Source organism: Nonomuraea sp. NPDC023979, assembly GCF_040639085.1.
In the GTDB taxonomy this organism is placed as follows: Bacteria; Actinomycetota; Actinomycetes; order Streptosporangiales; family Streptosporangiaceae; genus Nonomuraea; species Nonomuraea ceibae.
In genome coordinates, this window is record NZ_JBEZZG010000006.1 from 169,285 (window position 1) to 194,163 (window position 24,879).

Sequence of the window (24,879 nt, forward strand, 5' to 3'; positions counted from 1 at the left end):
TGGGATGCTGCGCTTATTGACGGCCTTCGCGCTGGCCGTGCCGATGCTGTTCGCCGGCCTGCCCGCGCGGGCGGCGGCTGCCGGGGTGACCGGGGTGACCGGGGTGGAGGTCGGCGAGAGCACGGTCACCGTCACCGGCACCGCCTCCGGGCCCGCCCGGCTGTACGCGCTGGACACCTGGCAGGACGGCCACGAGGGTGAGGAGCCGGTGGCGAGCGTCGAGGCGGGCGAGTTCCGCGTCGAGGTGCCCCGGATGGAGGGGGAGCAGGACCGGCTGCACGACAAGTTCGTCGCGGTGGGGGCGGACGGGCCGCTGGGCGAGGTGCGTTACGCCGACAAGCTGACGTTCCGGCCCACCAGCCAGACCCCTTATCCCGAAATTTCGTCCAAAAAGGGTCTGCAGGTGCAGATGACCGACGACGCCGAGGAGATCGGCGTCCAGCACGCGGGCATCAACCTGGCCCTCGACTCGGTCATGATGTCCGGCCCCGGCGCGCCGGGCAACACCATCGAGTTCGTCTCGCAGGGCAGGTCCTACTACTTCGACCGGGGCGCCGTCGCCGGGGTGGACTCCCAGGTCAAACCGCTGTCGGACAACGGCGTCCTGGTCAACCTGATCGTGCTGGTCTACAACAGCACCGCGCCGAACTCGGCCGCCCGCACGCTCATCCACCCCGACGCCGAGCTCGGCAAGGGCACCGTCTACGCGTTCAACACCAAGACGGCCGAGGGCGAGGCGCACTTCACCGCCGCGATGGAGTTCTTCGCCCAGCGCTACAGCCGGGCCGACGGCCAGTACGGCAGGGCGTGGGGCTGGATCGTCGGCAACGAGATCGACGCCCAGCAGTTCTGGTACAACATGGGCCCGCAGGACCGTGACGTCTTCCTCGACCAGTACACCCGTGCGATGCGGCTGACCTGGCAGGCCGTGCGCAAGTCCGACGCCGCCGCCCGCGTCTACACCTCGCTCACGCACTTCTGGACCGGCGCGGCCAACGACGACCCGAAGTACACCTATAAGGGCCGCGACGTGGTCGACGGGCTCAACGCGCTGACCAAGAGGCAGGGCGACTTCGACTGGCACATCGCCTACCACCCGTATCCGGAGAACCTGTTCAATCCGGCGTTCTGGCAGGACAAGACCGCCACGGACAGCTTCGACACGATGCGGATCACGTTCAAGAACATCGAGCTGCTGCCGCGCTACCTCGCCCAGGAGCACCTCACGTACGGCGGTGAGAGACGGCGGGTGATCCTGTCGGAGCAGGGCCTGAACTCGCAGGACTACACCGCGAAGGAGCTGAGGCTCCAGGCCGCGGCCTATGCCTACGCCTACTACAAGGTCGCCTTCGCCGACGGGATCGACTCGTTCATCCTGCACCGGCACGTCGACCACAAGCAGGAGGGCGGGCTGCGGCTCGGCCTGTGGACGTGGGACGAGGAGCACGCCTCGCCGTCCAACGCGGGCGAGCGCAAGCCGGTGCACGAGGTGTTCGCCGCCATCGACACCGCGCGGTCGCTGGAGGTGGCCGAGTTCGCCAAGGAGATCATCGGGATCTCCGACTGGAAGGACGTCATTCCCGGGTTCGACCTGGCCGAGCTGGCGGTCCGCAAGCCGCCGGTGACGGTCGGCGCGCAGCTCGACGCCAAGCCGGTGGCCGAGCGGGTGATCTCCGGCTTCGAGACCGGCACGGACGGCTGGCGGCCCTCGGACAACGCCGCCGCGGTGGAGCGGGTGGCCGCCGACGGCGGGCACGCGCTGCGCGTCCGCTTCGACCGCGACCTGCCCGGCTGGTCCCAGTACGCGAAGTCGTACAAGGGCGCCGACGTGCTGTTCGGCAAGCCGCTCGACGCCTCGCGCACCGCGCGGCTCTCGGTGTCGATCCGGGTGCCGGACAGCGCCGACGACGGCTTCAAGCCGGGCAACGCGTTCTCCGCCAAGATCCGCGTGTACGGGCGCGACGGCGCCGTGGCAGAAGGCGTGGGCGCGATCGACCCCGCGCGCGGCTGGAACAGGCTCACGCTCGACCTGTCCCGCTGGGCCCCGCGTGACGCGATCTCCCGCGTCAAGGTGTGGGTACGCGGCTCAGTGGGCTCCGACTGGGCCGGCTCGTACGAGATCGACAGGCTCAGCCTGGCCGCCGCCGCGCTGCCCGCCCCGGACCGGCGCAACGTCGAGATCACCGCCGCCACGGCCGAGCGCGGCCTGGTCGGCTCCACGGTCACCTTCACCGTGACCAACCGCGACGTGCTGCCGATGGCCGGCCAGGTCAGGCTCACGGCCTGCGACGGCGTCACCGTCGACCCGGCGGCGCTGCGCGTCACCGGCCTGCGCGCCGGCGCGAGCCGCACGTTCGACACCAAGCTGACCGCGTACGGGCCCGCCGACGGCGAGTATCCGGTCGTGTGCGCGTCCTACCTGCGGCAGGAGCACCGGGTGACGTTCCGGCTGCCGCCGGAGGCCGGCTACGTGCCGCCCGCGCCCGACGCCTTCGCCAACCAGGAGCTGGCCGACGGCTTCGACACGGCCGGCGACTACCAGGTGCACCGGGTGGAGCCGGAGAACAAGGAGCTGCCGCGGGTGAGCTACGCGGACGGCGCGCTGTCGGCGGGCAACGCGACGGCGGGCTGGTTCGGGCTGCTGTCGTCGGGCGTGTCGCCGCGCAACCCGGCGTTCAGCACGGCCATCACCATCCGGAAGTTCCAGGGCGACTCCACCGACATGGACACCGTCTACACGGGCCTCGTCAAGGACGGCAAAACGGACGTGGTGGCCTTCTACGTGAACACGCAGAAGTCCGCCGGCTTCGAGGTGCGCGGGCCGCAGGTGCCCGGCGGACTGGCGGTGTTCGGCATCAAGCAGGGCGTGACGATCCCGGACGGCGGCCGGTTCGCGCTGTCGCTGGTGGGTGACCGGGCCGCCATGTACGCCGACACCGGATCGGGCTGGGAGCTGGTCACCGTGGCGACGCTGGAGCACCTGCCCGAGCTGTCGGACCCGGACGTGCGGGCCGGCTACCGCTACGGCTTCGGCGTCCGCGGCGACGCCGGCGCCTCCCCGCTGCTGCTCGACGCCGTGGAGGGCCGCAGCATCTCCTGATCCCTTGTTCCTCCCTTTTGGATAGTGCTACTATCTAGCCAACAACTGGATAGTGTCACTATCCAAAAGGAGGATCGATCATGTTCATCGTCATCGGCGTCCTGGTCGGGGCGCTCCTGCTGTTCAGGCTGCTGGGTGCGCTCGGCGTCCGCCGCTTCGCCACCTGGAAGGTCAGCGCGGCGCACGGGCTCGCGGTCATGCTCGTCCTCACCGCCAGCGCCCACTTCGTCCCGGCGGGCGTCACGTTCATGCCCAACCACGCGTCGATGGTCGCCATGATGCCGCCGTTCGTCCCGTTCCCGAGCTTCATGGTGTACGCGACGGGCGTGCTGGAGCTGGCGGGCGCGGCCGGGCTCGTCCTCGGCGCCACCCGGCGGGCCGCGGGGCTCTGCCTGGCCCTGTTCTTCCTGCTGGTGCTGCCGGCCAACGTCTACGCCGCCGTCGCCGACGTGCCGGACGCCTCGCCCCTGTGGCTGCGCGTGCCGGAGCAGGTGCTCTACATCGCGGTCGCGCTGTGGGCGGCCGACGCCCATCGGCTCCCGGTGGTCAGCCGGCTGCGATCAGCTTGATCAACTGCTCGCGGAACCAGTCGTAGTCGTCCAGGGCGCCCATCAGGTGCTCGGAGGCGCGTTCCTCGTGGCGGGCGGCGGCCAGTGCGCCGGCGCCCGCTTCGGTGATCCGGACGAGCATGCGGCGGCGGTCGCGGTCGTCGGGGTGGCGCTCGACATGGCCGGCCTGGCGCAGGTGCTCGACGGTGCGGCTCATCGTCTGGTCGGTCACCCGGCACAGCGCCGCGATCTCCCGCTGGGAGAGCGGGCCTGCCGCCAGGTGGTGCAGGGCGATCAGCCCGGCGTGGGTCAGGCCGTGCGCCTCCAGGAACGCGTGGAAGCGCCCCTCCACGACGCGGGCCGCCACCGACAGCAGGCGCCCGGTCGGCCAGGCGGCGATGTCGCCGCGGATCGCCTCTCCCTCGTCCACCGGCACATTGTCCCGTAGTTCATAATGTTCAGCATGCTGAGCAATCGGGTCGTGCTCTGGGGAGTCGTGGCCAGCGCCGTGCTGACGGGCCTGATCTGGGTGGCGGGGCAGCGCCTCCAGGTCGAGCTGCTGCCCGACCAGGGCGCGGCCTGGTACTACTGGAAGCTGCCCGAGCCGACCGTCTGGACCCGCCTGTCGGCCTGGCTCGGCTACGCCGGACACCAGCTCGCGCTCTGGGGCGTCATCTACTACGCGCAGACCCGCGTCCGCCGCTACACCTCCGGCCTCCACCGGGTCAACGTGGTGGCGCTCGCGGTCAACTTCGGCTTCATCGTGCTGCACCAGCTCCAGACCCAGGTGTTCTACGACGGCCTCGCCCAGGACGTGTCGATCTTCAGCTCGCAGGGCTCGGTGGTGCTGCTGCTCGTCGTGGTCCTGCTCATGGAGAACCGCCGCCGCGGCCTGTTCGCCGGCCGGCCCGCGCCCATCTCCGCCGGGGTCGTCGACTTCGCCCGCCGCTACCACGGCTACCTGTTCAGCTGGGCCGCCGTCTACACGTTCTGGTACCACCCGATGGAGACCACCAGCGGGCACCTGATCGGGTTCTTCTACATGTTCCTGCTGCTGCTCCAGGGCAGCCTCTTCCTGACCCGGGCCCACACGAACCGCTGGTGGACGCTCACCCTGGAGCTGCTGGTCGCCGCGCACGGCACGCTGGTCGCCGTCATGAGCACCGGGCCCGGCGGGCTGTGGCCGATGTTCCTGTTCGGCTTCCTCGGCGTGTTCGTCCTCACCCAGATGCACGGGCTCGGCCTCGGCGTCCCGGCCCGCTGGGCGCTCGCCGCCGGCTACGTGGCCGCCGTCGTGGCCGTCTACGCGGTGCGGGGCTGGGGCAGCCTCGACGAGGTGGTGCGCATCCCGGCCATCGAATACCTGCTCGTCGCGTTGCTCGCCGCCCTGCTCTGGGGCGGGATGCGGCTGGTCGCCGCCGTGCGCGGTTAGGGTTGAGAAATGTCCCCTTTGCACTCCGCCGGTGAGCAGCGGCGGCGCGAGGAGCTGCGCGACTTCCTCAGGTCGCGGCGGGCCCGGCTGACCCCCGAGGAGGTCGGAATGCCCGGCGGCGGCCGGCGCCGGACCCCCGGACTGCGACGCGAGGAGGTCGCGGTGCTCGCCGGCGTCGGCGTGTCCTGGTACACGTGGTTGGAACAGGGGCGCGACATCCAGGTGTCCGGGGACGTGCTCGACGCCGTCAGCCGGGCGCTGCGGCTGGGCGCCATGGAACGCGAGCACCTCTACCTGCTGGCCGGGCTCAACCCGCCGCCCCGCGAGGCCGGCGACGACGGTCAGCCGCTGCGCGAGGAGCTGCTGCGGGTGCTGGAGGCGTGGTCGCCCCGGCCCGCGTACGTGCTCGACCGGCACTGGAACTTCGCCGCCGTCAACGACGCCGCGCGGGCCGTGTTCGGTTACGCGGACGAGGACCGCAACTGCCTGATCGCCTTCTTCACCAGCCCCCGCCACCGGGCGGCGTTCCGCGACTGGGCCGCCGGTGCGCCGGGCGTGGTGCGGCAGTTCCGGTGGGACATGGCCCGCTACCCGGACGATCCGGAGTTCGGCCGGCTGGCCGCCCACCTGTCGGAGTCCAGCCCCGAGTTCGCCGCGCTGTGGGCCGAGCACGAGGTCGGCGAGACCGCGCAGGGCGTCAAGGTGATCACCCACCCGGAGGTCGGCGAGCTGGTCTTCGAGTTCACCGGCGTCCCGGTGCCCGGCCGGCCCGACCACCGGCTGCTCCTGCACAACCCGCAGCCCGGCACCGGCACCGAGGAGAAGCTGACCCTGCTCGTCCGCCAGGTGCGGCTGGCCGGTTGACTGGTGGTGCCAGACCTAGGCTGAGCCGCGTCTGGATGGGTCCGCCGGGCCGCCCGACAATCGAGCCATGACACGATTTGACGGCAAGGTCGCGCTGGTCACGGGCGCGACGAGCGGCATGGGACTGGCGACGGCGAAGCGGCTCCTGGACGAGGGGGCGAGCGTGGTCGTCACCGGCCGCGACGACGACAGGCTGGCACAGGCGGTCAAGGAGCTCGACGGCGGCGACCGGGTGCTCGCGGTACGCGGCGACGTGGCGAGCGCGGGAGACCGTGACGAGCTGATGCGCCGGATCGCCGAGCGGTTCGGGCGGCTGGACGTGGTGGTGGCCAACGCGGGCGTCGGCATCTTCGCCCCCAGCGCCGACCTCACCGAGGCGGACTTCGACACCTCCGTGGACGTCAACTTCAAGGGCGTGTTCTTCACCGTGCAGAAGGCGTTGCCGCTGATGGGCGCGGGCGCCTCCGTGGTGATCAACGCTTCCTGGACCCTCCATCGCGGGCTGGCGATCGCGTCCGTCTACTCGGCCACCAAGGCCGCCGTGCACAACCTGGCCCGCACCCTCGCGGCCGACCTCGGCGGGCGCGGCATCCGCGTCAACTCGGTCAGCCCCGGATACATCGACACGCCCATGTTCCGGGGCGCCATGGACGACGACGCCGCCGCGGCGGCCACGGCCCAGGTGGCGCTCGGGCGGCTGGGGCGCTCGGAGGACGTGGCGGCGGCCGTGGCGTTCCTGGCCTCCGACGACGCCTCGTACATCACCGGCCAGGACCTCGTCGTGGACGGCGGGCTTGTCGGGGTCGCGGGGTAAGTTCTGGGGGCATGACTCGAAGATCACGATTATGGTGGTCGGCCGCGCTGACGGCGACGGCGGCGGGGGTCGCCTACCTGCTGTCGCTGACCGGGGAGACCTTGGCGTTCGGGTACTTCTCCAGCGGGTTCTGCCCCGGCGCCGACCTGCGCTGGGAGGTCCCGGACAGGGTGTGGCCGCTGGTGGAACGGGTGCCGCTGCTCTGGTACAACGCGGCGCCGCTGATCGTGGCGGCCTTCGGGGCGCACTGGCTGACGACCCGGCTGGGGCGGCCCCGGATCGGGCGGGTGCTGGCCCGGGTGACCGCGGTGGTGACCCTGCTCCTGTACGGCCACGGCCTGATCGCGTTCGGTGTGGACATGGCGATCGACCGGCAGTGCCTGGAGATGTGGGGCGGCGTCGAGGGAGCGCGCTTCTTCCTCCGGAACGACGTCGCGCCCACGATCGCCGCCCTCTGCGTGCTGGTCGCCGCGCGCGGTCCCAGGCTCCGGACGCGCCGGATGGTGCGTTCGCGGTGGTTCCGGCGGGGTGTGGCGGGAGCGACGGCCCTGGGGGCGCTGGCGTTCCTCCCCGCCGCCGACCTGACCCCGGGGCCCATCACGACCGGCGGCTGCGAGTCCGGCACGGGCGCCTACCTCTGCGAGCTGCGCCAGAACGGCAGGTTCACCAAGGTGGGCGACCACCTCGCCCTCGCCTATGGGCGGCAGCGGTGCGCGGCCTTCCGCGGCGAGCCCACGGAGGCGTACGCCATCGCCCCGATCTGCCCGCCGGCGGCCGACGTGCTGCGGCGTGCCCAGGCCGCCGACCAGGCCGCCTGGGAGGCGGAGGAGGCCGCCGAACAGGCCGTGTGCGACCGCGCCAGGCACCGGCCGAGGATCAGGCCGGTACGCGTGGCCCACGACCGCATGCTGACCGACTACGGCGTGATGGAGGCCGTCGAGACCGAGGACGCGCTGGACGACGACCTGCTGAACAGGGCCCAGGACGACGGGCTCGTGGCCGCCCGGCGCGGCCACCTGCTGATCACCACCCACTCCGACTACACCAACTGCCTGACCGGTGAGGCGTACGACCGCCGGCCGCCGGTCGAGACCAAGGGCTGGGACCGGGTCGTGGAGCTGGGCTATGAGAGCCCGACCGGGGTGCTGGAGCTGGTGGAGGCCATGTCCGGGGAGGGGCTGCCGAACCTGGCCGTCCGGGGCGCGGGCCGCTACCGGGTCCGGGTGCACTACCGCGAGCCCGACTGGGAGGCGTGGACCCCGCAGCACGTCCTCGTCATGGTCTATCCCGGCAGGAGCGAGCGTGTGATCGACTATCGGTGAGCGACGAAGACCGTGAGGCCGGACAGCTCCTCCCGGTCCACCCGGTGGAACACGTCGCCGAGCGCGGCCCGTACCCGCTCCAGGCCGGCGTCGGACATGCGCAGGCCGCGCGCCACCCGGGACGGCGCGGAGCCGCCGTGCCAGGCGATCAGCGCCCGGCCGCCCGGCCGGGTGACGCGGTGCAGCTCGCGCACGGCCGGGGCGAGCTCCGGCCAGATCGCCACGGTGTTGACCGAGACGACCCGGTCGAACGCCCGGTCGGGGAAGCCGGTGTCGGAGGCGGTGCCGAGCCGCAGGTCGGCGGCGGGCGCGCGGCGGGCGGCGAGCAGGCGCATGTCGGGTGACGGGTCGACGCCGCACACCCGCGCGCCCGTCGCGCAGAGCAGGCGGGCCAGGCCGCCCGCGCCGTAGCCGATCTCCAGGACCCGCTGCCCGGGCCCGGCGGCGACCAGGGGCAGGATCTCCTTCTGGTGCCGATTCGTCCAGAGCATGAACCGGCCCGCCATCCGGCCCACCCACCCCACCGGGTGTGTGAAGGGCGAGTCGTAGGAACGGCCGTCGATCCAGGATGTCGTGGTTGGCATGAATTCAGCCAAGCGGTTCAAGCCGGGTTGAAGTCAAATGGGAGACATGGACCTGATCCCGATCGGTGAGGCGGCCCGGCGGCTCGGCCTGAACGCCTCCGCGCTGCGCTACTACGACGAACGCGGGCTGGTGCGGCCGGTGGGCCGCAGGCAGGGCAGGCGCGTCTACGGCGTCGAGGAGCTGCGCCGGCTGGCCTTCCTACGGACGGCGCAGCTTCTCGGCATCCCGCTCGACACGGCGGGCGCGGTGCTGGACGCGCCGGGAGCGCGCTGGCGGGAGGAGGTCACCGGCACGCTGGCCGCGCTGGACGCGCTCGTCTCCCGCGCCCGGACCGCCCAGGAGGTGCTGCGGCACGCCCTCGACTGCCCCACCGAGCATCCGGTGCGTGAGTGCGGCTTCCTGATGGGCGAGCTCGACCGGCTGCTCGACGGCGTGTCCCCGCAGCAGCTCGCCGCCGAGCACGGCCTGCGGGGCGCGGGCGGCCCGCCCGGTTTAGCCGCCGAGCCCTCCGGGCAGCCCTGACCTGCCGACTCGGGAGCCGCGGCGGGGATGAGGGGACGATGAGCGACTGTCCGCCGATCGGCGCGTACGCCTTCCTGTCCGACTGCCACACCGGCGCCCTCGTCGGCCCGGACGGCGCCGTCGAATGGATGTGCGCGCCGCGCTTCGACGCGCCCAGCCTGTTCGCCAGGCTGCTCGACCGGCGCGGCGGCGGCGCGTGGGAGCTGACCGTCGACGGCGCCTCGGTGCGCGAGCGCCGCTACCTGGACGAGACGCTGGTGCTGCGGACCCGCTGGGAGGGCCCCGACGGCGTCGTGGCCGTGCACGACTTCCTCGCCACCACCGGCGACGGCGGCCTCGAACCCGTCCACCGGCTGGTCCGGCTCGCCACCTGCGAGCGCGGCCGGGCGCTCGTCCGCTCCCGCGTGCTGGCCAGGCCCGGCTACGCCACCCGCGACGCCCGCTGGACCCGGCGCGACGACACGCTCGTGGAGGACGACGGGGCGGTCCTCACCGGCCCGCCGGAGGCGTCGCTGCGCGAGGGCGAGTCCGTGGCGTTCACGCTCGCCTACACCGGCGAGCGCGCCCCCGCCGACGCCCACGCGCTCCTCGACGAGACCGTACGGTCGTGGCGGTCCTGGTCGGCCCGGTCCGGCTACTCCGGCGTCGGCGCGGCCGAGGTGCGGCAGAGCGCGGTGGTGCTGCGCGGCCTGCTGTACGACGAGACCGGGGCGCTGCTGGCCGCCCCCACCACGTCGCTGCCCGAATGGCCGGGCGGCCCGCGCAACTGGGACTACCGCTACGCCTGGCAGCGCGACTGCGCGCTCACCGTCCTCGCGCTGCTGCGCCTGGACCACCGCGAGGAGGCGGGCCGCTACCTGCGGTTCGTGCTCGACCGGTGCGCGAGCTGCCACGACCGGCTGCCGCCCATGTTCGCCGTCGACGGGGGCGAGGTCGCCCGGGAGACGACGCTCGGCCACCTCGACGGCTACGCCGGGTCGCGGCCCGTCCGCGTCGGGAACGACGGCTTCCACCAGCACCAGCTCGACGGCTACGGCCACGTGCTCGACGCCGCCCTCGCCTACCACGACGTCACCGGCGACCTCACCGGCGACGAGCTGGACAGCCTGTGGCGGCTCGTCGACCAGTGCGCGGCCCGCTGGCGCGAACCCGGCGACGGCCCCTGGGAGGTGCGCCACAACCCGCGCCACTGGACCTACACCACCCTGTACGCCTGGGTGTGCTTCGACCGCGCCGTCAGGCTGGCCGAGGCCACGGGCTCGACCGGCGCCCCGATCGACGCGTGGCGGCGCGAGCGCGACGCCGCCCGCGACGAGATCCTCACGCGCGGCTTCGACCGGGAGATCGGCGCGTTCACGCAGTCGTACGGCTCGCCCGACGCCGACGCGTCGCTGCTGCGGGTGCCGCTCGTCGGCTTCCTCGACTGCCGCGACCCGCGCGTGCTCGGCACCCTCGACCACATCCAGGCCCGGCTCGGCGAAGGGGGCGCCCTGGTCCACCGCTACGACCCGGACGCCACCGGCGACGGCGTCGACGGGCCGGAGGGGGCGTTCCTGATGTGCTCGTTCGAGATGGTGTCGGCGCTCGTGCTGGCGGGCCGTACCGCCGAGGCGCGCGACCGCTTCGAGACGCTGTGCGCCCGCGCCCGCCCGCTCGGCCTGTTCGCCGAGGAGATGGCCGCCGACGGCGCCATGCTCGGCAACTATCCGCAGGCGTTCACCCACCTGGCCCTCATCGAGGCCGCCCTGAACCTCGACGCCGCCGGCTACACCGACGCCCTGCACGACTGGGCCTCCCAGGCGCGCGACAAGGTTGTCGGTCGCCGCGCCTAGTGTGCCCGGCATGACCGAGGCGTGGGCGGCAGTACGGTCGGCGATCGACGCCGAGGACGCGGCCGCCGTGGCGGCCCTCGTGGCCGGGCTGGGGCGTGACGGGCGGCGCGAGGTGGCGCGTGAGCTGCCCGGCCGCCTGCCGGTGGTCGTGGTCCGGCCGTGGCGGTGGCTCGTGGCCATGCGGGTGGCCGGGTGCGGCGCCATCGGCGGCGCCGCCGCCGTCGCCTCCTGGCTGTGCCGTCGCGAGCTGCGCGTGTGGGGCGGGGAGGAGATCGCGCCGTTCCTGCTGGCGATCTCGTCCCGGCCGCCGGAGTGGCGTGCCGACCTGGCCTTACGCCTGGCGCGCCGCGTCCGCGAACCCGGCGCGAACGCCGAGCTGGCGCTGGGCCTGCTGCGCGCCACCGGGGCGGAGCCGCCCGCGCACGACCCGCTCGTCCACGCCTGGTTCGCATCGGTCCTGGACGCCCCGGCCGGCCGGATGGCCGCAGCGCTGCGGGCCGATCCGCTGCTCGACGCCATGCTGCCGCGCCTGTTCGAGGCAGGGGGCGTGCTGCCCGCCCGTCCCGGCGCTCCGGAGGCGCTGGTCTCGCTCACGCTGGACGGCCGGGTGCCGCGGGCGACGCTGCTGGACGGCTGCCTGAGCCGGTTCCTGCGCCGGGGGAGCGCCGCCGAGCTGCGGTTCTTCGCCGGTCTGCACGAGCTGCTCGCGCCCGCTGCCGACGAGGTGGCCGCGCGGCGCCGCGCCTACCTGGCGCTGCTGCCGTCGGCGCCGGGCCCGGTGGCGGACCTGGCGCTGCGGCACCTGCGCCGCCTCGGCGCCCTGCCGCCCGGCGAAGCGCGCGAGGCGGTCGACGCCCTTCTCCATCGGGCGGAAGGCCGCCTGATCTCGGCCGGGCTGGGCCGGCTCGACCGCCTGGCCGCCCAGGACGCCGACGTGCTGGACGCGTTCGCCACCGGGCTGAGCGTGGCGCTCGGGGCCGGGGCGGGCCAGGCGCGTCGCCGGGCCGCCCGGCTGGTGGTCCGGCATGCCGCCCGCTTCACCCTGGCGGGGGCGGAGCCCGTCCTGGAGGCCGCCCGGCTGATGCCCGGCGACGAGGGCGCGGAGGCCGTCGCCGCCCTCACCGGGACGCCCCTGCCCCAGGCCGGGCCGCCAGAGTCGGAGCTGTCCGTCCCGGAGCTGTCCGTCCCGGAGCCGTTCGTGCCGCTGCCGTTGCGGGGCGCGCCCGCGCCGGAGCGCTGGGCGCCGCCGACGCTCGCGGCCGGGTGGCTGGGGCGGGCCAGGCTGGCGGAGCTCGACTGGCGGGGCGCCGAACGCTGGCTCGACGCGTTCGTACGGCTCGCCGCCACGGACCGCGCCGGCCTGAAGGGTGCGCTGGCCATGCCCGGCCTCGCGCAGGAGCCGGGGGTCCCGCCGCCGGACGGGGCGCTGCCGGAGGCCCGGTTCGCCGAGGTCCACCGGGCGCTGGCCGCCGACGCCCTGCCGCCGTACCTGCTGGCCACCCCGACGCACGCCGACGGGCGGCTGGATCCGGGTGAGCTCGTGTCCCGGCTGGAGGGGTACGAGCGCGGCGGCGTCGAGGCGTTGCCCGTGGACCTGCGGCAGGCCCTTCTCCGGCTGCCCCGCGAGGCGCCGGGGGACGTGGCCGAGCGGGCCGCCCGGCTGGAGGGGCCCGCGGGGCGTGCGGTCGCCGGCCGGCTGGCGGGGACGGATCGGCCCGCCGAGCCGTGCGTCACCGTGCGCTGGGAGGGCCACGCCACGGGGCCCCGCGTGTCGGTCACGGGGCTGCCGTTCGAGCCGGCGGGGCAGGGGTGTGACGCGCTGCTGGGCGTCATGCCCGCGCACCGGGAGGCGGTGGCCGGGCGGCTCGTCGGCGACCTCGCCGCGATGCCGTCACCGGACGACCTGCGGGCGCTGGCGGCGGCCGACGGCCCGGCGGGTGACGCGGTGGCGCTGATCCTGGCCCACCACCTGTGCGCCGGGGCGAGGGGCGGGGCGGTGGCGCCGATGCTGTGGCTGGCGGCGTCGGGGGACCTGCCGGGCGAGGCGGTGGGCAGGCAGCTCGCGGCGCTGTTCCGGCACGGCGCCGGCCACTCGCCGTCCGGGGCGATGGCGGCGCTGCGGAGCGCGGCCAGGCAGGGGGCGCACCTCATGGTGTGGGAGGCGGTGGCGGCGCTGCTCGGCGCCGCGCTGCCGGGGCCGGGGGAGCGGGCCACCGGCACGCACACCCGCCTGGTGGCGTTCGCCGCCGAGGCGGCCGGCTGGGCGGATGCCCGGGGCGCGATACCGGCCGTGGCGCGGCTGGCGGCCGGGCAGCGCGTCACGGGGCTGGTTCGCGAGTGCCGCCGCCTCCACGCCCTGCTCACCGCCTGAGACGGCAAGATCACCCCCGAGGGTGCGTCGAAAAGTCTCCGGCTCCGGGGAATGGGTCAGGGGAGCTTGTGGTTATACACCACGTAGCCGGTGTGTCCAGTGTCCCCGGGCCTCACCTATTGCCTTCGCGGACTACCGTTCGGCTGGAGCCGCGTTGTGCCTTTCGCCGAGAGGCGACCTGCACATCGGTTTACACGTCGGGACGCCCGCCTTCCTCCGGGAAGGCGGGCGTTTCGGCGTTCTCAGGTGGAGTTGACGTACTTGCGGGGCCGCAGCGCGTGGGCGCGCAGGGCGGCCAGGGCGGCGAACTGGCCGGTGCGCGTCAGACGGACGGCCAGGTCGTCGCCGAAGGCCAGGTCGAGGGCGGTGAGCTGGCCGACGAGGGCGTTGATCGGGGCGGACACGTCGTCCAGGCCCGTCGCCGGGTGCCAGCCCTCGCCGCCGACGACCTCGGCGACCCGTTCGCGGAGCTGGGCGGGTGACATGAGGACGCCGTCGGCGAGCAGCATCAGCGCCGCCTCCCGCGCCGACACCTCGAACTCGTGCTCGCCCCGGGCCAGCAGCAGCCGGGTGACGGCCTCCCACATGGCGTCGGGGGAGGCGAGCAGGGCGCGGCCGTGGTCGGTGATGGCCAGGCGGGAGCCGTCGCGGCTGAGCGCGCCCAGGTCGCGTTCGGCGAGTTCGCGCAGGCGCAGCGCCTCGGGCGAGGGCGCCAGGCGGAGCGGCAGGTTTATGTCGGAGGCGGCCAGCGACAGCAGCTTGTGCAGGGCGGGCAGCGGCTGCGGGGTCACGGGCGCGTACAGGCGGACCTCGAAGGGCTGGGCGAGCTCGCGCCGGGCGGGGCCGCGGCCGAGGACCCAGCGGTTGAGGCGTTCGCCGTGGACGCGGTGCAGCCAGCTGTCGCCGCCGAGGTCGGCGCGCGGTTCGGTGAGCCAGCGGCGGGTCAGGGCGACGCGGTCGACGCTCTCGCCGGCGACGATGGCGAGCTCCAGGGCGGCCGAGCAGGCGACGTGGGCGCCGAGCTCCTCCGGCCCCATGATCATGCTCCAGCGCAGTTCGGGCACGTCGGGCGGCAGGACGCCTGTGGCTTCGAGCGCCTCCTGGTAGGCGGCGGTGCCGGCTTCCTCACCCTCGCGGGCGTAGGCGCGCAGGATCTGCGCGGTGGTCGGCGAGACGCACAGCGCGGCGTAGCGTTCGAGCCCGCCGAGTTGCAGCAGCCTGCCCAGCGAGGAGGCCAGGCGCTCGTGGTCGCCGCCCACCTTGAGCGGCAGCGTGTACCAGAGGAATTCGCACACGTCGAGCTGGGTCACCGTTTCCAGCGGCTCGCCGCCGGTCAGCCATTCGACGGCGGTCCTGGCGTCGTCGGCGAGGTCCGGCTGGGACCGCTCCAACTCGGCGAGAAGCGCGGTGACGTCTGGTGCACTCATGCCTCGAAGTTTGCCGTATGGACCCCAGGCCTGACGATGACCGAATCCGGTGCGTATTGGGTCTTGCACAGCGACTACCCTACGAAATCACTATGTAATGGACTGTGACCGGGTTAGATCCATAGCTTGTCGAAGAGCATCCTCGCGTTCCAGTCGCTGTAGGGAATGACTTCGGCCGACAGTACAGGATGAAGCCACCAGAAGTTGATCAAAGCGAGCAGTGCGAAGGCTCCGACGAGAGCGGCGCCGGTGGTGCGTCGCATCGGGAGGCGGCCGTCGTCGGTGCGGACCGTGGGCCCTATCAGCCATCCGGCACACAGGGTGATCGCCAGCACCATGAAAGGCACCATCGGGATCGCGTAGAAAAGGAACATTGTTCGGTTCTCGGCGAAGGCGAAGTAGAACCAGGGCAGCCACCCCATCGCGTAGGCGAGAAGCACGGCCCCGGCCCGCCAGTCGCGGTTGCCCACGTACCAGGCGATGAGCGTCACCAGGGCGGCCAGCGCGCCGAACCAGATCACCGGCGTGCCCACCCCGAGCACCGCCTCCGAGCAGTCGGGGGCCCCGCACACCTGCTGCTTGCCCTCGTAGTGGAAGGCGACGGGCCGCAGCAGCAGCGGCCACGACCACGGCTCCGACATGTAGGGATGGGAGGTGGCCAGGTCGTTGTGGAAGCTGAAGACCTGCCACTGGTACTCCACCCAGGAGCGGGCCGAGTCGATGAGGAAGAAGAACGGGTTGCCCGACGAGGTGGCCTGGTCCCACTTGCGCCCGTAGCCGGTGGCGGTGGCGAACCAGCCCGTCCAGGTCGCCATGTACGTGACGAACGGCACGAGGGCGAAGGCGACGACCCCGTTGGGCACGTCCTTGCCGAACGCCCCCTGGTAGGGGTGGCGCAGACCGACCGCCCGGCGCGCCCCGAAGTCCCACAGCAGCGACAGGATCGCGAAGGCCACCGCGAACGCCAGCCCGGACCACTTGACCCCCATCGCCGCGCCCAGGCACACCCCGGCGGCGATGCGCCAGGGCCGCCAGCCGAGCGAGGGGCCCTGCGGGGTCAGCGGCGAGCTCTCGTACCAGTCGACGAGCTTCTCCCTGGCCCGGTCGCGGTCGACCACCAGGCAGGCGAAGGCGGCGAGCACCCAGAACATCAGGAAGATGTCGAGCAGCGCGGTGCGGGACAGGACGAAGTGCAGCCCGTCCAGGGCCAGCAGCAGGCCGGCGAAGCAGCCCAGCAGCGTCGAGCGGGTCATCCGCCGCGCCACCCGCGCCAGGATCAGGATCGACAGCGTGCCGATGACCGCGGCGGCGAACCGCCAGCCGAACGGGGTGAGCCCGAACAGCCACTCGCCCGCGCCGATCATCCACTTGCCGAGCGGCGGATGCACGACGTAGGAGGCGCACGGCCCCAGGTCGTCGGTGCATTTCTGCCAGATGTCGGTGTTGCCGGCCAGGATCGCCTTGTCGGCGTCCTTGATCGTGACGCGCTCGACCAGCCAGGTGATCAGCGAGTAGCCGTCCTTGGCGTAATAGGTCTCGTCGAAGACGACGGCGTTCGGGTGTCCCAGCCCGGTGAAGCGCAGCACGCCGCCGAAGACGGTGACGAGCAGCGGTCCGATCCAGCCCCACAGCGCCTTGCCGGGCATCGGGGGGATCATGCGCGCGCGCACGGACGAACCAGGGGGACTGCTCGCGCCAGGCTTCGGCTCGCCGCCGGAGGTCTGGTACGGGAAATCGGTCACCGCCATTCGGCCATCGTACGGTGCGGAAGCCGGTGCTTACCCAAGAAACACGGGGCAATCCGGGTGCCCTGTCACAATGGTCGGGTGACACGACAGGGCAGGTTGGTGCTGGCAGGGGCCCCGATAGGTCAGGCGGGCGACGTCTCGCCGCGGCTGCGCGAGGTGCTGGAGAGCGCCGACGTGGTGGCCGCGGAGGACACCCGCAGGCTGCGCAGGCTGGCCGGTGAGCTGGGGGTGGAGATCGGCGGCCGGGTCGTGTCCTACTACGACGCCAACGAGGCGGGCCGCGCGCAGGAGCTCGTCGAGACGCTCAAGGACGGCCGCACCGTCGTGGTGATCACCGACGCGGGCATGCCGGGCGTCTCCGATCCCGGCTACCGGCTGACCAGGTTGGCGGTCGACGCGGGCGTCACGGTGACCGCGCTGCCGGGGCCGAGCGCCGTCACGACGGCGCTGGCCGTCTCGGGGCTGCCGAGTGACCGGTTCTGCTTCGAGGGCTTCCCGCCGCGCAAGGCCGGCGACCGGGCCCGCCGCCTGGCCGCGCTGGCGCGCGAGGAGCGCACGATGGTGTTCTTCGAGGCGCCGCACCGGCTGGACGACTCGCTGGCGGCGATGGCCGCCGCGTTCGGCGACGACCGGCAGGCGGCGGTCTGCCGCGAGCTGACGAAGACCTACGAGGAGGTCCGCCGCGGCGGCCTGGGCGAGCTGGCGGCCTGGGCGGCGGACGGCGTGAAGGGCGAGATCACGGTCGTGGTCGCCGGGTTCACGCCCGACGACGGGCCGCCGGACATCGACGCGCTCGTGGCCGAGGTGGACCGCCGGGTGGCCGCCGGGGAGCCGGCCAAGACCGCCGTCGCGGACGTGGCCAAGGGCGCGGGCGTGCCCAAACGCGAGCTTTATGACGCGGTTCACAGAAGATCCACGACGCCATAGTGTGCGGATCGTGAAGAACTGGGGGGTTTCGCGGCAGCGCCTGGTCCCGCCGATGCAGGAGGGCCCGCTGTGGGGCTGGCTGGGCCCGGTCCTCGTGGCGGTCTTCGGCGGGATCCTCCGCTTCTTCCGGCTCGGCGAGCCGCACGCGGTCGTCTTCGACGAGACGTACTACATCAAGGACGCGTACGCGCTGCTCAAGTACGGGGCGGAGCGTGCGATGCTGGGCACAGCCAAGGACCCCGTCGCCGACGAGCGGCTGATCACCGGCAACCTGGACATCTTCAAGCAGTGCGCCGACGCCCACGAGTGCGCCCTCTACGTGGCCCACCCGCCGCTCGGCAAGTGGATGATCGCGGTGGGCGAATGGCTGTTCGGCATGACGCCGTTCGGCTGGCGGTTCGCGGCGGCGCTGGTGGGGACGCTGTCGATCCTGATCCTGGCGCGGGTGGCGCGGCGGATGACCCGCTCGACGCTGCTGGGCTGCTTCGCCGGCCTGCTGCTCGCCCTGGACGGCCTGCACTTCGTGCTCTCCCGCACCGCGCTGCTCGACATCTTCCTGATGTTCTGGGTGCTCGCCGCCTTCGCCTGCCTGGTGGTCGACCGCGACCGGGCCAGAGAGAGGCTCGTCGGCTGGTACGAGGGCGGTCCGGGGCCGTCGCTCGGCTGGCGGCCCTGGCGCGTCGCCGCCGGGGTGTGCCTGGGCGCGGCGTGCGCGGTGAAGTGGTCGGGGATCTTCTTCCTGATCGCCTTCGCCGTCATGTCCCTCCTGTGGGACCTGGGCGCCCGCCGCGCCGTCGGCATGCGGCAGCCGTACCGGGAGACCCTCGCGCTCGACGGGCCCCGCTGGCTGGCCGCGCTCGCCGCCGTGCCCGCGATCACGTACGTGCTGTCGTGGACGACCTGGTTCGTCACCGACAACGGCTGGGGGCGCAACTGGGAGCAGGCCACGTCGTCCGGGCCGCTGTTCTTCGTCGTCGACTCGGCCCGGTCGTGGCTGGAGTACCAGTTCCAGGTGCTCGGCTACCACACCGGGCTGACCGACTATCACCCGTACATGTCCGAGCCGTGGACGTGGCCGCTGCTGTTCAGGCCGGTGTCGTTCCACTACCCGACCGGCATCCCGCCGTCCGCGTGCGGCTCCGACGCCTGCTCGCAGGCCGTGCTCGGCGTCGGCACCCCCGCCCTCTGGTACGGCTCCGCGCTGGCGCTGCTCGGCCTCATCGCCTGGTACGTCTCCAGCCGCGACTGGCGGGCCGGGGCCGTGCTGCTGGCCTACGCGGCGGGCTGGCTGCCCTGGTTCTACTACGCGCTGGCGCAGAACCGGACGATGTACCTGTTCTACATGATCCCGCTGGTGCCGTTCATGGTCCTGGCGGTCACCCTCGTCGCCGGGCTCGCGCTCGGCAGGGCGGACGCCGCCCCGGCGCGGCGGGCGGCCGGGGCCGCGGCCGTGGGGGCGTTCGCGCTCATCGTCCTGATCAACTTCGGCTGGCTCTATCCGGTGCTGTCGGCCGAGACGATCACGCAGGCGGAGTGGTGGTCGCGGATGCTCGTCGACTCCTGGGTGAAGACGGCGCCCAAGTGACGCCCCGCCGCAGCGTGATCGCCGCCGCGATGCAGGCCAGCGGCACGGCGGGCAGGACGTAGCGGTAGTCGAACTCGGCCGTCGCCGCCGGAGCCAGCAGCAGCCCGAACGCGCCCAGCCACGGCAGCACCACCGGCCCGCCCAGCGTCCGCCAGCGCACCGCGATGCCGTAGAGGCCGATCAGCATGATCCCGGCGAGCATGATGCCGCGCAGGTAGAACACCTTCTGGTAGCCGCTCATGATGTCGGCCCAGGGCGAGACGATCTTGGTCTCGGGCGGCCCCTGCTCGTAGGCGAACGCGTCGGTGTGGGTCCAGCCCTGGTAGGACGGCCAGTTGGGCAGCCGCTTGGGATTGCCGGTGCTGTCGAGCTCGTAGTAGGGCTTGAACTCGTACATGTTGTAGGTCGCGGCGTCGGGGAAGACCGGCCGGCCCCAGTGGAAGGAGCGCAGGAAGTCGCGCGCCACCACGCCCAGGTAGTCGCCGGGCTGCGACATGATCGCCCGCATGGCGAACGCGCTGGCCGCCTCGTTGGTGACGTCGGTGAACTTCTTGCCGGTGCCCCAGCGGTGCAGCACCTCGCCGGTGCCCTCGCCGTCGCCGCTGCCCTGGCCCCACAGATACCACTGCGCGTAGTCCTTGCGTTCGTGCACCGGGTCGTTGATGCACAGCAGGACGAGCTCGACCTCCTTGTAGGGGTCGATGTTCATCTTGTCGCAGTCGGCGAAGATCGCGGTGCGCATGTAGAGGATGAGGCCGTCGCTGTTGGTCATCGCGAATTTGCCGAAACTTGCCGCGAACCACCCCATGTAGGCGGCGACCGGCACCGCGCAGGCCGTCACCACGGCCGCGACCGGCTTCCACCCGGTCCGCTTGACCAGCAGGTAGAGCACGACGAGCGCGAGGATCGGCAGCCCGATCGAGCGCGTCAGCCAGGTCAGCGCCAGCAGCAGCCCGACGACCGCGCCGACCTTCCACGACATGCGCCGGTTCCACAGGACGAGCGTGATCACGCCCACGACCAGCAGCGTGAACATGGAGTCCGACATGATCAGCTGTTCGAGCTGGATCTGGTAGGCGTCGAACAGCACCGGCGCGGCGGCCAGCGTCGCCCCCCACTTCGGCAGCGCGAACTTGCGCCGCAGCAGCGCGTAGATCAGCGCCGCCGTGGCCAGGCCCATCAGATGCTGGGTCAGCGTCACCAGCGTGAAGCTGTGGAACGGCTTGAGCAGCAGCAGCCAGAACCCGTAGCCGTCGGGCCGGATCGGGTGCGGCCGGGGGTGCAGCGCCACCGACACGTACTCGTAGGAGTCGTTGAACCACATCGCCGGGCCGTAGCCGAGCATGGTGATCAGCCGCAGCACCGCACCCGCGGCGAACGCTGCGGCGAACACCCGATGACGGCCCAGGAAAGCCCGCGCACGAGCCGTCCGGCCTGGGGCGGAGTGGTCCACAGGGGTAATCTCCGCGACGCTCACCATGCTGTAAAGAATGCCAGTCGTTTCGGTGACTTGCCCCGACCATGGACGGGCACACGGCATGATGGTGTGCTGGAAGAGCCTTAACTGAAGGGTTGAGACGTGGAACTGACGGTGGTCATGCCCTGCCTCAACGAGGCGGAGACCGTGGAAGTCTGTGTGCGCAAGGCACTGGCGTGCATGGAGGAGCACGGCATCGAGGGCGAGGTCCTGATCGCCGACAACGGCAGCACGGACGGCTCGCAGCAGCTCGCCCGTGACGCCGGCGCCCGCGTCGTCCACGTGGACGAGAAGGGCTACGGCAACGCCCTGATGGGTGGCATCCGCGCCGCGCGCGGCCGCTACGTGATCATGGGCGACGCCGACGACTCCTACGACTTCACCTCGTTGCTCCCGTTCGTCGAGCAGTTGCGCGACGGCGCCGACCTCGTGATGGGCAACCGGTTCAAGGGAGGCATCGCCCCGGGCGCGATGCCGCCGCTGCATCGCTACCTGGGCAACCCGGTGCTCTCGTTCATCGGCCGGCTGTTCTTCCCGTCGGCGATCGGCGACTTCCACTGCGGGCTGCGCGGCTTCCGCCGCGACTCCATCCTCAAGCTGCACCTGCAGACCGGGGGCATGGAGTTCGCCAGCGAGATGGTGGTGCGCTCGACGCTGTCGGGGCTCGACGTGCGCGAGGTGCCGACCACGCTCTCGCCCGACGGCCGCTCCCGCCCGCCCCACCTGCGCTCCTGGCGCGACGGCTGGCGTCACCTGCGCTTCCTGCTGCTCTACAGCCCCAAGTGGCTGTTCTTCTACCCGGGCATCCTGCTCATGGTGCTGGGGCTGGTCGCGGGCACCGCGCTGACGTTCGGGCCGGTCGAGATCGGCGAGCTGGCCTTCGACGTCGACACGCTGGTCGGCGCGTCGGCCGCGGTGGTGATCGGCTTCCAGGCGGCCCTGTTCGCGCTGTTCACCAAGGTCTACGCGGCCGAGGAGGGCTTCCTGCCTGAGTCGTCCCGGGTGCGCAGGCTCATCGACATCGTCAGCCTGGAGAAGGGCCTGATCGTCGGCGGCCTGCTGGCCCTGGCCGGTCTGGTCGGCCTGGTGGCCTCGCTGGTCCACTGGCAGGTGCGCGACTTCGGCGAGCTCGACCCGCGCGAGTCGCTGCGCCTGGTCGTGCCGTCGGCGACGGCGCTCATCATGAGCTTCCAGACGATCTTCGCCTCGCTGTTCATCAGCATCCTCGGCATCCGCCGCACCCGCGAGTCGTCCATCGACGTCGCCGCGAAGGCCGCCGAAGAGGCCGCCGAGGCCGTCACACGTGAGGAAACTTCGGCAACCTCGCGCTAGCAATTCGTTCGAGGCGCGCGGCGTCGGCCCGTAGGCTTGGACCCATGTCCCAGCACATTCTGACCGCCGTCGCGTGGCCGTACGCTAACGGCCCCCGCCACATCGGGCACGTCTCCGGGTTCGGCGTGCCGTCCGACATCTTCAGCCGCTACCAGCGGATGGCGGGCAACAAGGTGCTGATGGTCTCCGGCACCGACGAGCACGGCACCCCGATCCAGGTGCAGGCCGACAAGGAAGGCGTCACGGCCAGGGAGCTGGCCGACCGCTACAACCGCGTCATCGCCGAGGACCTGACCGGGCTGGGGCTGTCCTACGACCTGTTCACCCGCACGACGACGAAGAACCACTACGCCGTCACGCAGCAGATCTTCAAGGGTCTCTACGACAACGGCTACATCTTCCCCAAGACCACGATGGGCGCCATCTCCCCGTCGACCGGGCGCACCCTGCCCGACCGCTACATCGAGGGCACCTGCCCCATCTGCGGCTACGACGGCGCGCGCGGCGACCAGTGCGACAACTGCGGCAACCAGCTCGACCCGATCGACCTGATCAACCCGGTCAGCCGCATCAACGGCGAGACCCCGGTCTTCGCCGAGACCGAGCACTTCATGCTCGACCTGCCCGCCTTCGCCGAGGTGCTCGGCACCTACCTGCAGTCCAAGCAGGGCGAGTGGCGGCCCAACGTGCTCAAGTTCGCCCTCAACCTGCTCGGCGACCTGCAGCCGCGGGCGATCAGCCGCGACCTCGACTGGGGCGTGCCCATCCCGCTCGACGGCTGGCGCGACCAGCCCAACAAGCGGCTGTACGTGTGGTTCGACGCGGTCATCGGCTACCTGTCGGCCTCCATCGAGTGGGCCAGGCGCTCCGGCGACCCCGACGCCTGGCGCCAGTGGTGGCAGAACCCCGACGCGCGCGGCTACTACTTCATGGGCAAGGACAACATCGTCTTCCACGCCGAGATCTGGCCGGCGATGCTGTTCGGCTACAGCGGCATCGGCGCCCGCGACGGCCGCCCGGGCGAGCTCGGCAAGCTCGACGTGCCGTCCGAGGTGGTCTCCAGCGAGTTCCTGACGATGGAGGGCAGGAAGTTCTCCTCCTCCCGCCAGGTCGTCATCTACGTGCGCGACTTCCTGGCCCGCTACGACGCCGACGCGCTGCGCTACTACATCGCCGTGGCCGGGCCCGAGAACCAGGACACCGACTTCACCTGGCAGGAGTTCGTCAACCGCAACAACGGCGAGCTGGTCGCCGCGTGGGGCAACCTGGTCAACCGGTCGATCTCCATGGCGTCGAAGAACTTCGGCGTGGTGCCCGAGGCCGGCGACCTGACCGACGCCGACCGGGCGCTGCTGGAGCGCTCGCGCGGCGCGTTCGCCCCGGTGGGCGCCGAGCTGGGCCGCTCCCGGTTCAAGAACGCCATCACCGAGGCGCTCGACGTGGTCCGCGAGGCCAACAAATACCTGGCCGAGCAGGAGCCGTGGAAGCTCAAGGACGACCCGGAGCGGCAGAAGTCGATCCTGCACGTCGCCCTCCAGGTGGTCGACGACGCCAAGACGATGCTGACGCCGTTCCTGCCGAGCTCGTCCAACAAGGTCCACGCCATGCTGGGCGGCCAGGGCGTCTGGTCCGGCATGCCGGAGATCCGCGAGGTCGACGAGGACGGCGGCCAGTCCTACCCGATCATCACCGGCGACTACGACGGCGCCGCCCGCTGGGAGCACCGGCCGATCAAGCCGGGCACCCCGCTCGCGCCGCCGGTGCCGCTGTTCAAGAAGCTCGACCCTAAGGTCGTGGACGAGGAGCTCGCGCGGCTGGGCGAGTGACGCCGTAGTCGGGCAGGGAGACGGCCTCGGCCGTCTTCCGCACCGACCTGGCGATCGCCTTCTTCCACGGCATGTAGGGCAGCAGCTTGTAGTTCTGGTTGACCAGCCAGGCCATGAGCTTGCTGTCGGGCACCATGAACTTGCTGACGCCCTCGCCGGACTTCTGGCAGGCGGTGGCGTAGCCGCGCATGACCTGCTCATAGCGGGCGAACGCGGCCCGGTGGTCGGCCCCGGCCGCGGCGATCTCGCCCGCCAGCACGTACGCGCCGACGACGGCCAGCCCGGTGCCCATGCCCGACAGCGGCGACGGGCACCAGGCGGCGTCGCCGAGCAGCGCCACCCGACCCCGTGACCAGCGGTCCAGCTTGACCTGGCTCGCGGAGTCGAAGTAGAAGTCGGGCGCCCCGTCCATCGCGGCCAGCAGCCGGGGCGTCTCCCAGCCGACGCCGGCGTAGGAGTCGGCCAGCAGCCGCCGTTGCGCGGCCACGTCCCGCCGGTCATGCTCCAGCGGCTGCGAGGCGAACCAGAACATGGCCTTGGCCTCGGCGTTGTGCCTGGCGCTGTAGACGCCGACCGTCCGGCCGGGCACGTTGTAGGCCAGGCCGCTGTGGTCGAGCCCCAGGTAGTTGTCCAGGGTGAACACCGCGCAGTAGAGGCCCAGGTGGTGGACGAGGCTCCGCTCCGGGCCGAACGTCAGCGCCCGCACGTTGGAGTGCAGGCCGTCGGCTCCGATCACCAGGTCGAACCGCCGCGCCGCGCCGCTCTCGAACGTCACCTCCCCGGCCTTGGAGATCGAGGTGATGGAGTCGCCGAACACGTACTCGGTGTCGTCCCTGGTCGCCTCGTGCAGGATCGCGGCCAGGTCGCCGCGCAGGATCTCCACGTCCCCGGCGAACAGGTCCTCGGGCATGCGGGTCAGCTTCCTGCCCGCCTCGTTGATGTTCCAGGTGGCGCCCATCCGGGTCCGTTCGCGTTCGACGGCGTCGAGCAGGCCCATCCGGCGCAGCACCGTCAGGTGCGCCTCGCCCCGGAAGTCGACGGCGTAGCCGCCCGCGCGCAGGGCGGGCGCGCGTTCGACGATCGTGGCGCGGTGGCCGTGGCGGGTGAGCCAGAAGGCGAGGGCGGGGCCGGCGACGCTCGCGCCGGAGATCAGGATGTCCATGCGGC

Annotated in this window: 19 protein-coding genes; 13 read left to right on the forward strand and 6 right to left on the reverse strand. The window is 72.3% G+C overall.

What is annotated here, in order from left to right; translation table 11 throughout:
- Window positions 1–4 precede the first annotated feature (4 nt).
- A complete protein-coding gene (locus tag AB0G11_RS14370) occupies window positions 5–3,100 on the forward strand; it encodes a DUF5722 domain-containing protein (RefSeq protein WP_357586190.1) in 3,096 nt (1,031 codons plus the stop codon).
- A gap of 80 nt (window positions 3,101–3,180) precedes the next feature.
- Window positions 3,181–3,669, forward strand: coding sequence for a hypothetical protein (locus AB0G11_RS14375; RefSeq protein ID WP_219500268.1), 489 nt, complete (start codon window positions 3,181–3,183; stop codon window positions 3,667–3,669).
- Here AB0G11_RS14375 and AB0G11_RS14380 read toward each other — a convergent pair.
- Window positions 3,647–4,078 carry a MarR family transcriptional regulator gene (locus AB0G11_RS14380; RefSeq protein WP_308125606.1) on the reverse strand — a complete coding sequence of 144 codons (432 nt, stop codon included), beginning with the start codon at window positions 4,076–4,078 and terminating at the stop codon, window positions 3,647–3,649. The genes AB0G11_RS14375 and AB0G11_RS14380 overlap by 23 nt on opposite strands.
- A 33-nt stretch (window positions 4,079–4,111) precedes the next feature.
- Between AB0G11_RS14380 and AB0G11_RS14385 the strand changes: the two genes are divergently transcribed.
- The 4 genes from AB0G11_RS14385 (at window position 4,112) to AB0G11_RS14400 (ending at window position 8,080) form a co-directional block, all read left to right on the forward strand.
- Window positions 4,112–5,080, forward strand: coding sequence for a hypothetical protein (locus tag AB0G11_RS14385; RefSeq protein WP_357586192.1), 969 nt, complete (start codon window positions 4,112–4,114; stop codon window positions 5,078–5,080).
- A gap of 9 nt (window positions 5,081–5,089) precedes the next feature.
- Window positions 5,090–5,944 (forward strand): helix-turn-helix transcriptional regulator, encoded by an 855-nt coding sequence (locus AB0G11_RS14390; RefSeq protein ID WP_219500274.1) that lies wholly within the window; start codon window positions 5,090–5,092, stop codon window positions 5,942–5,944.
- A 67-nt stretch (window positions 5,945–6,011) separates the two neighbouring features.
- Window positions 6,012–6,758, forward strand: coding sequence for a glucose 1-dehydrogenase (locus AB0G11_RS14395; protein ID WP_219500276.1), 747 nt, complete (start codon window positions 6,012–6,014; stop codon window positions 6,756–6,758).
- An 11-nt stretch (window positions 6,759–6,769) separates the two neighbouring features.
- A complete protein-coding gene (locus AB0G11_RS14400) occupies window positions 6,770–8,080 on the forward strand; it encodes a hypothetical protein (protein ID WP_219500277.1) in 1,311 nt (436 codons plus the stop codon).
- On the opposite strand, the gene AB0G11_RS14405 is transcribed toward AB0G11_RS14400, so the two are convergent.
- A complete protein-coding gene (locus AB0G11_RS14405) occupies window positions 8,071–8,664 on the reverse strand; it encodes a class I SAM-dependent methyltransferase (protein WP_219500278.1) in 594 nt (197 codons plus the stop codon). The two genes, AB0G11_RS14400 and AB0G11_RS14405, sit on opposite strands and share 10 nt — an antisense overlap.
- A 46-nt stretch (window positions 8,665–8,710) precedes the next feature.
- Here AB0G11_RS14405 and AB0G11_RS14410 point away from each other — a divergent pair, with 46 nt between their 5' ends.
- The 3 genes from AB0G11_RS14410 to AB0G11_RS14420 are packed head-to-tail and all read left to right on the forward strand — an operon-like array spanning window position 8,711 to window position 13,390.
- Window positions 8,711–9,187: a MerR family transcriptional regulator gene (locus AB0G11_RS14410; RefSeq protein ID WP_357586194.1), complete on the forward strand. Its 477-nt coding sequence runs from the start codon at window positions 8,711–8,713 to the stop codon at window positions 9,185–9,187.
- Window positions 9,188–9,225: 38 nt separating this feature from the next.
- A complete protein-coding gene (locus AB0G11_RS14415) occupies window positions 9,226–11,019 on the forward strand; it encodes a glycoside hydrolase family 15 protein (RefSeq protein ID WP_357586196.1) in 1,794 nt (597 codons plus the stop codon).
- Window positions 11,020–11,029: 10 nt separating this feature from the next.
- Window positions 11,030–13,390 (forward strand): DUF6493 family protein, encoded by a 2,361-nt coding sequence (locus tag AB0G11_RS14420; protein WP_357586198.1) that lies wholly within the window; start codon window positions 11,030–11,032, stop codon window positions 13,388–13,390.
- Between the two features lie 242 nt (window positions 13,391–13,632).
- On the opposite strand, the gene AB0G11_RS14425 is transcribed toward AB0G11_RS14420, so the two are convergent.
- On the reverse strand, window positions 13,633–14,817 hold the full coding sequence (locus tag AB0G11_RS14425) for a hypothetical protein (RefSeq protein WP_219500282.1): 1,185 nt from the start codon (window positions 14,815–14,817) through the stop codon (window positions 13,633–13,635).
- A 113-nt stretch (window positions 14,818–14,930) separates the two neighbouring features.
- A complete protein-coding gene (locus AB0G11_RS14430; protein ID WP_357586200.1) occupies window positions 14,931–16,565 on the reverse strand; it encodes a phospholipid carrier-dependent glycosyltransferase in 1,635 nt (544 codons plus the stop codon).
- Window positions 16,566–16,643: 78 nt separating this feature from the next.
- On the opposite strand from AB0G11_RS14430, the gene rsmI reads away from it, so the two are divergent.
- Together rsmI and AB0G11_RS14440 are read left to right on the forward strand one after the other, a co-directional pair.
- The gene (rsmI, locus tag AB0G11_RS14435) at window positions 16,644–17,492 is read left to right on the forward strand and encodes a 16S rRNA (cytidine(1402)-2'-O)-methyltransferase (protein WP_219500287.1); all 849 of its coding nucleotides are present in this window, start codon (window positions 16,644–16,646) and stop codon (window positions 17,490–17,492) included.
- A gap of 10 nt (window positions 17,493–17,502) precedes the next feature.
- On the forward strand, window positions 17,503–19,077 hold the full coding sequence (locus tag AB0G11_RS14440; protein WP_357586202.1) for a phospholipid carrier-dependent glycosyltransferase: 1,575 nt from the start codon (window positions 17,503–17,505) through the stop codon (window positions 19,075–19,077).
- Here the strand turns inward: AB0G11_RS14440 and AB0G11_RS14445 are convergent.
- Window positions 19,013–20,470, reverse strand: a complete 1,458-nt coding sequence (locus AB0G11_RS14445; RefSeq protein WP_308125608.1) for a hypothetical protein — start codon at window positions 20,468–20,470, stop codon at window positions 19,013–19,015. The genes AB0G11_RS14440 and AB0G11_RS14445 overlap by 65 nt on opposite strands.
- A gap of 186 nt (window positions 20,471–20,656) precedes the next feature.
- Between AB0G11_RS14445 and AB0G11_RS14450 the strand changes: the two genes are divergently transcribed.
- Window positions 20,657–21,886 carry a glycosyltransferase gene (locus tag AB0G11_RS14450; protein ID WP_219500291.1) on the forward strand — a complete coding sequence of 410 codons (1,230 nt, stop codon included), beginning with the start codon at window positions 20,657–20,659 and terminating at the stop codon, window positions 21,884–21,886.
- 44 nt (window positions 21,887–21,930) lie between these two features.
- Window positions 21,931–23,712 (forward strand): methionine--tRNA ligase, encoded by a 1,782-nt coding sequence (metG, locus tag AB0G11_RS14455; RefSeq protein WP_357586204.1) that lies wholly within the window; start codon window positions 21,931–21,933, stop codon window positions 23,710–23,712.
- Here the strand turns inward: metG and AB0G11_RS14460 are convergent.
- A complete protein-coding gene (locus AB0G11_RS14460) occupies window positions 23,672–24,874 on the reverse strand; it encodes an FAD-dependent monooxygenase (protein ID WP_357586206.1) in 1,203 nt (400 codons plus the stop codon). The genes metG and AB0G11_RS14460 overlap by 41 nt on opposite strands.
- Window positions 24,875–24,879 lie beyond the last annotated feature (5 nt).

Coding starts and splice junctions, on each gene's coding strand:
- AB0G11_RS14405 (WP_219500278.1), bottom strand. CDS start 8,664: ATGCCAACCACGACATCCTGGATCGACGGCCGTTCCTACGACTCGCCC.
- AB0G11_RS14375 (WP_219500268.1), top strand. CDS start 3,181: ATGTTCATCGTCATCGGCGTCCTGGTCGGGGCGCTCCTGCTGTTCAGG.
- AB0G11_RS14410 (WP_357586194.1), top strand. CDS start 8,711: ATGGACCTGATCCCGATCGGTGAGGCGGCCCGGCGGCTCGGCCTGAAC.
- AB0G11_RS14425 (WP_219500282.1), bottom strand. CDS start 14,817: ATGAGTGCACCAGACGTCACCGCGCTTCTCGCCGAGTTGGAGCGGTCC.
- AB0G11_RS14370 (WP_357586190.1), top strand. CDS start 5: ATGCTGCGCTTATTGACGGCCTTCGCGCTGGCCGTGCCGATGCTGTTC.
- AB0G11_RS14460 (WP_357586206.1), bottom strand. CDS start 24,874: ATGGACATCCTGATCTCCGGCGCGAGCGTCGCCGGCCCCGCCCTCGCC.
- metG (WP_357586204.1), top strand. CDS start 21,931: ATGTCCCAGCACATTCTGACCGCCGTCGCGTGGCCGTACGCTAACGGC.
- AB0G11_RS14420 (WP_357586198.1), top strand. CDS start 11,030: ATGACCGAGGCGTGGGCGGCAGTACGGTCGGCGATCGACGCCGAGGAC.
- AB0G11_RS14400 (WP_219500277.1), top strand. CDS start 6,770: ATGACTCGAAGATCACGATTATGGTGGTCGGCCGCGCTGACGGCGACG.
- AB0G11_RS14430 (WP_357586200.1), bottom strand. CDS start 16,565: ATGGCGGTGACCGATTTCCCGTACCAGACCTCCGGCGGCGAGCCGAAG.
- AB0G11_RS14395 (WP_219500276.1), top strand. CDS start 6,012: ATGACACGATTTGACGGCAAGGTCGCGCTGGTCACGGGCGCGACGAGC.
- AB0G11_RS14385 (WP_357586192.1), top strand. CDS start 4,112: ATGCTGAGCAATCGGGTCGTGCTCTGGGGAGTCGTGGCCAGCGCCGTG.
- AB0G11_RS14415 (WP_357586196.1), top strand. CDS start 9,226: ATGAGCGACTGTCCGCCGATCGGCGCGTACGCCTTCCTGTCCGACTGC.
- AB0G11_RS14390 (WP_219500274.1), top strand. CDS start 5,090: ATGTCCCCTTTGCACTCCGCCGGTGAGCAGCGGCGGCGCGAGGAGCTG.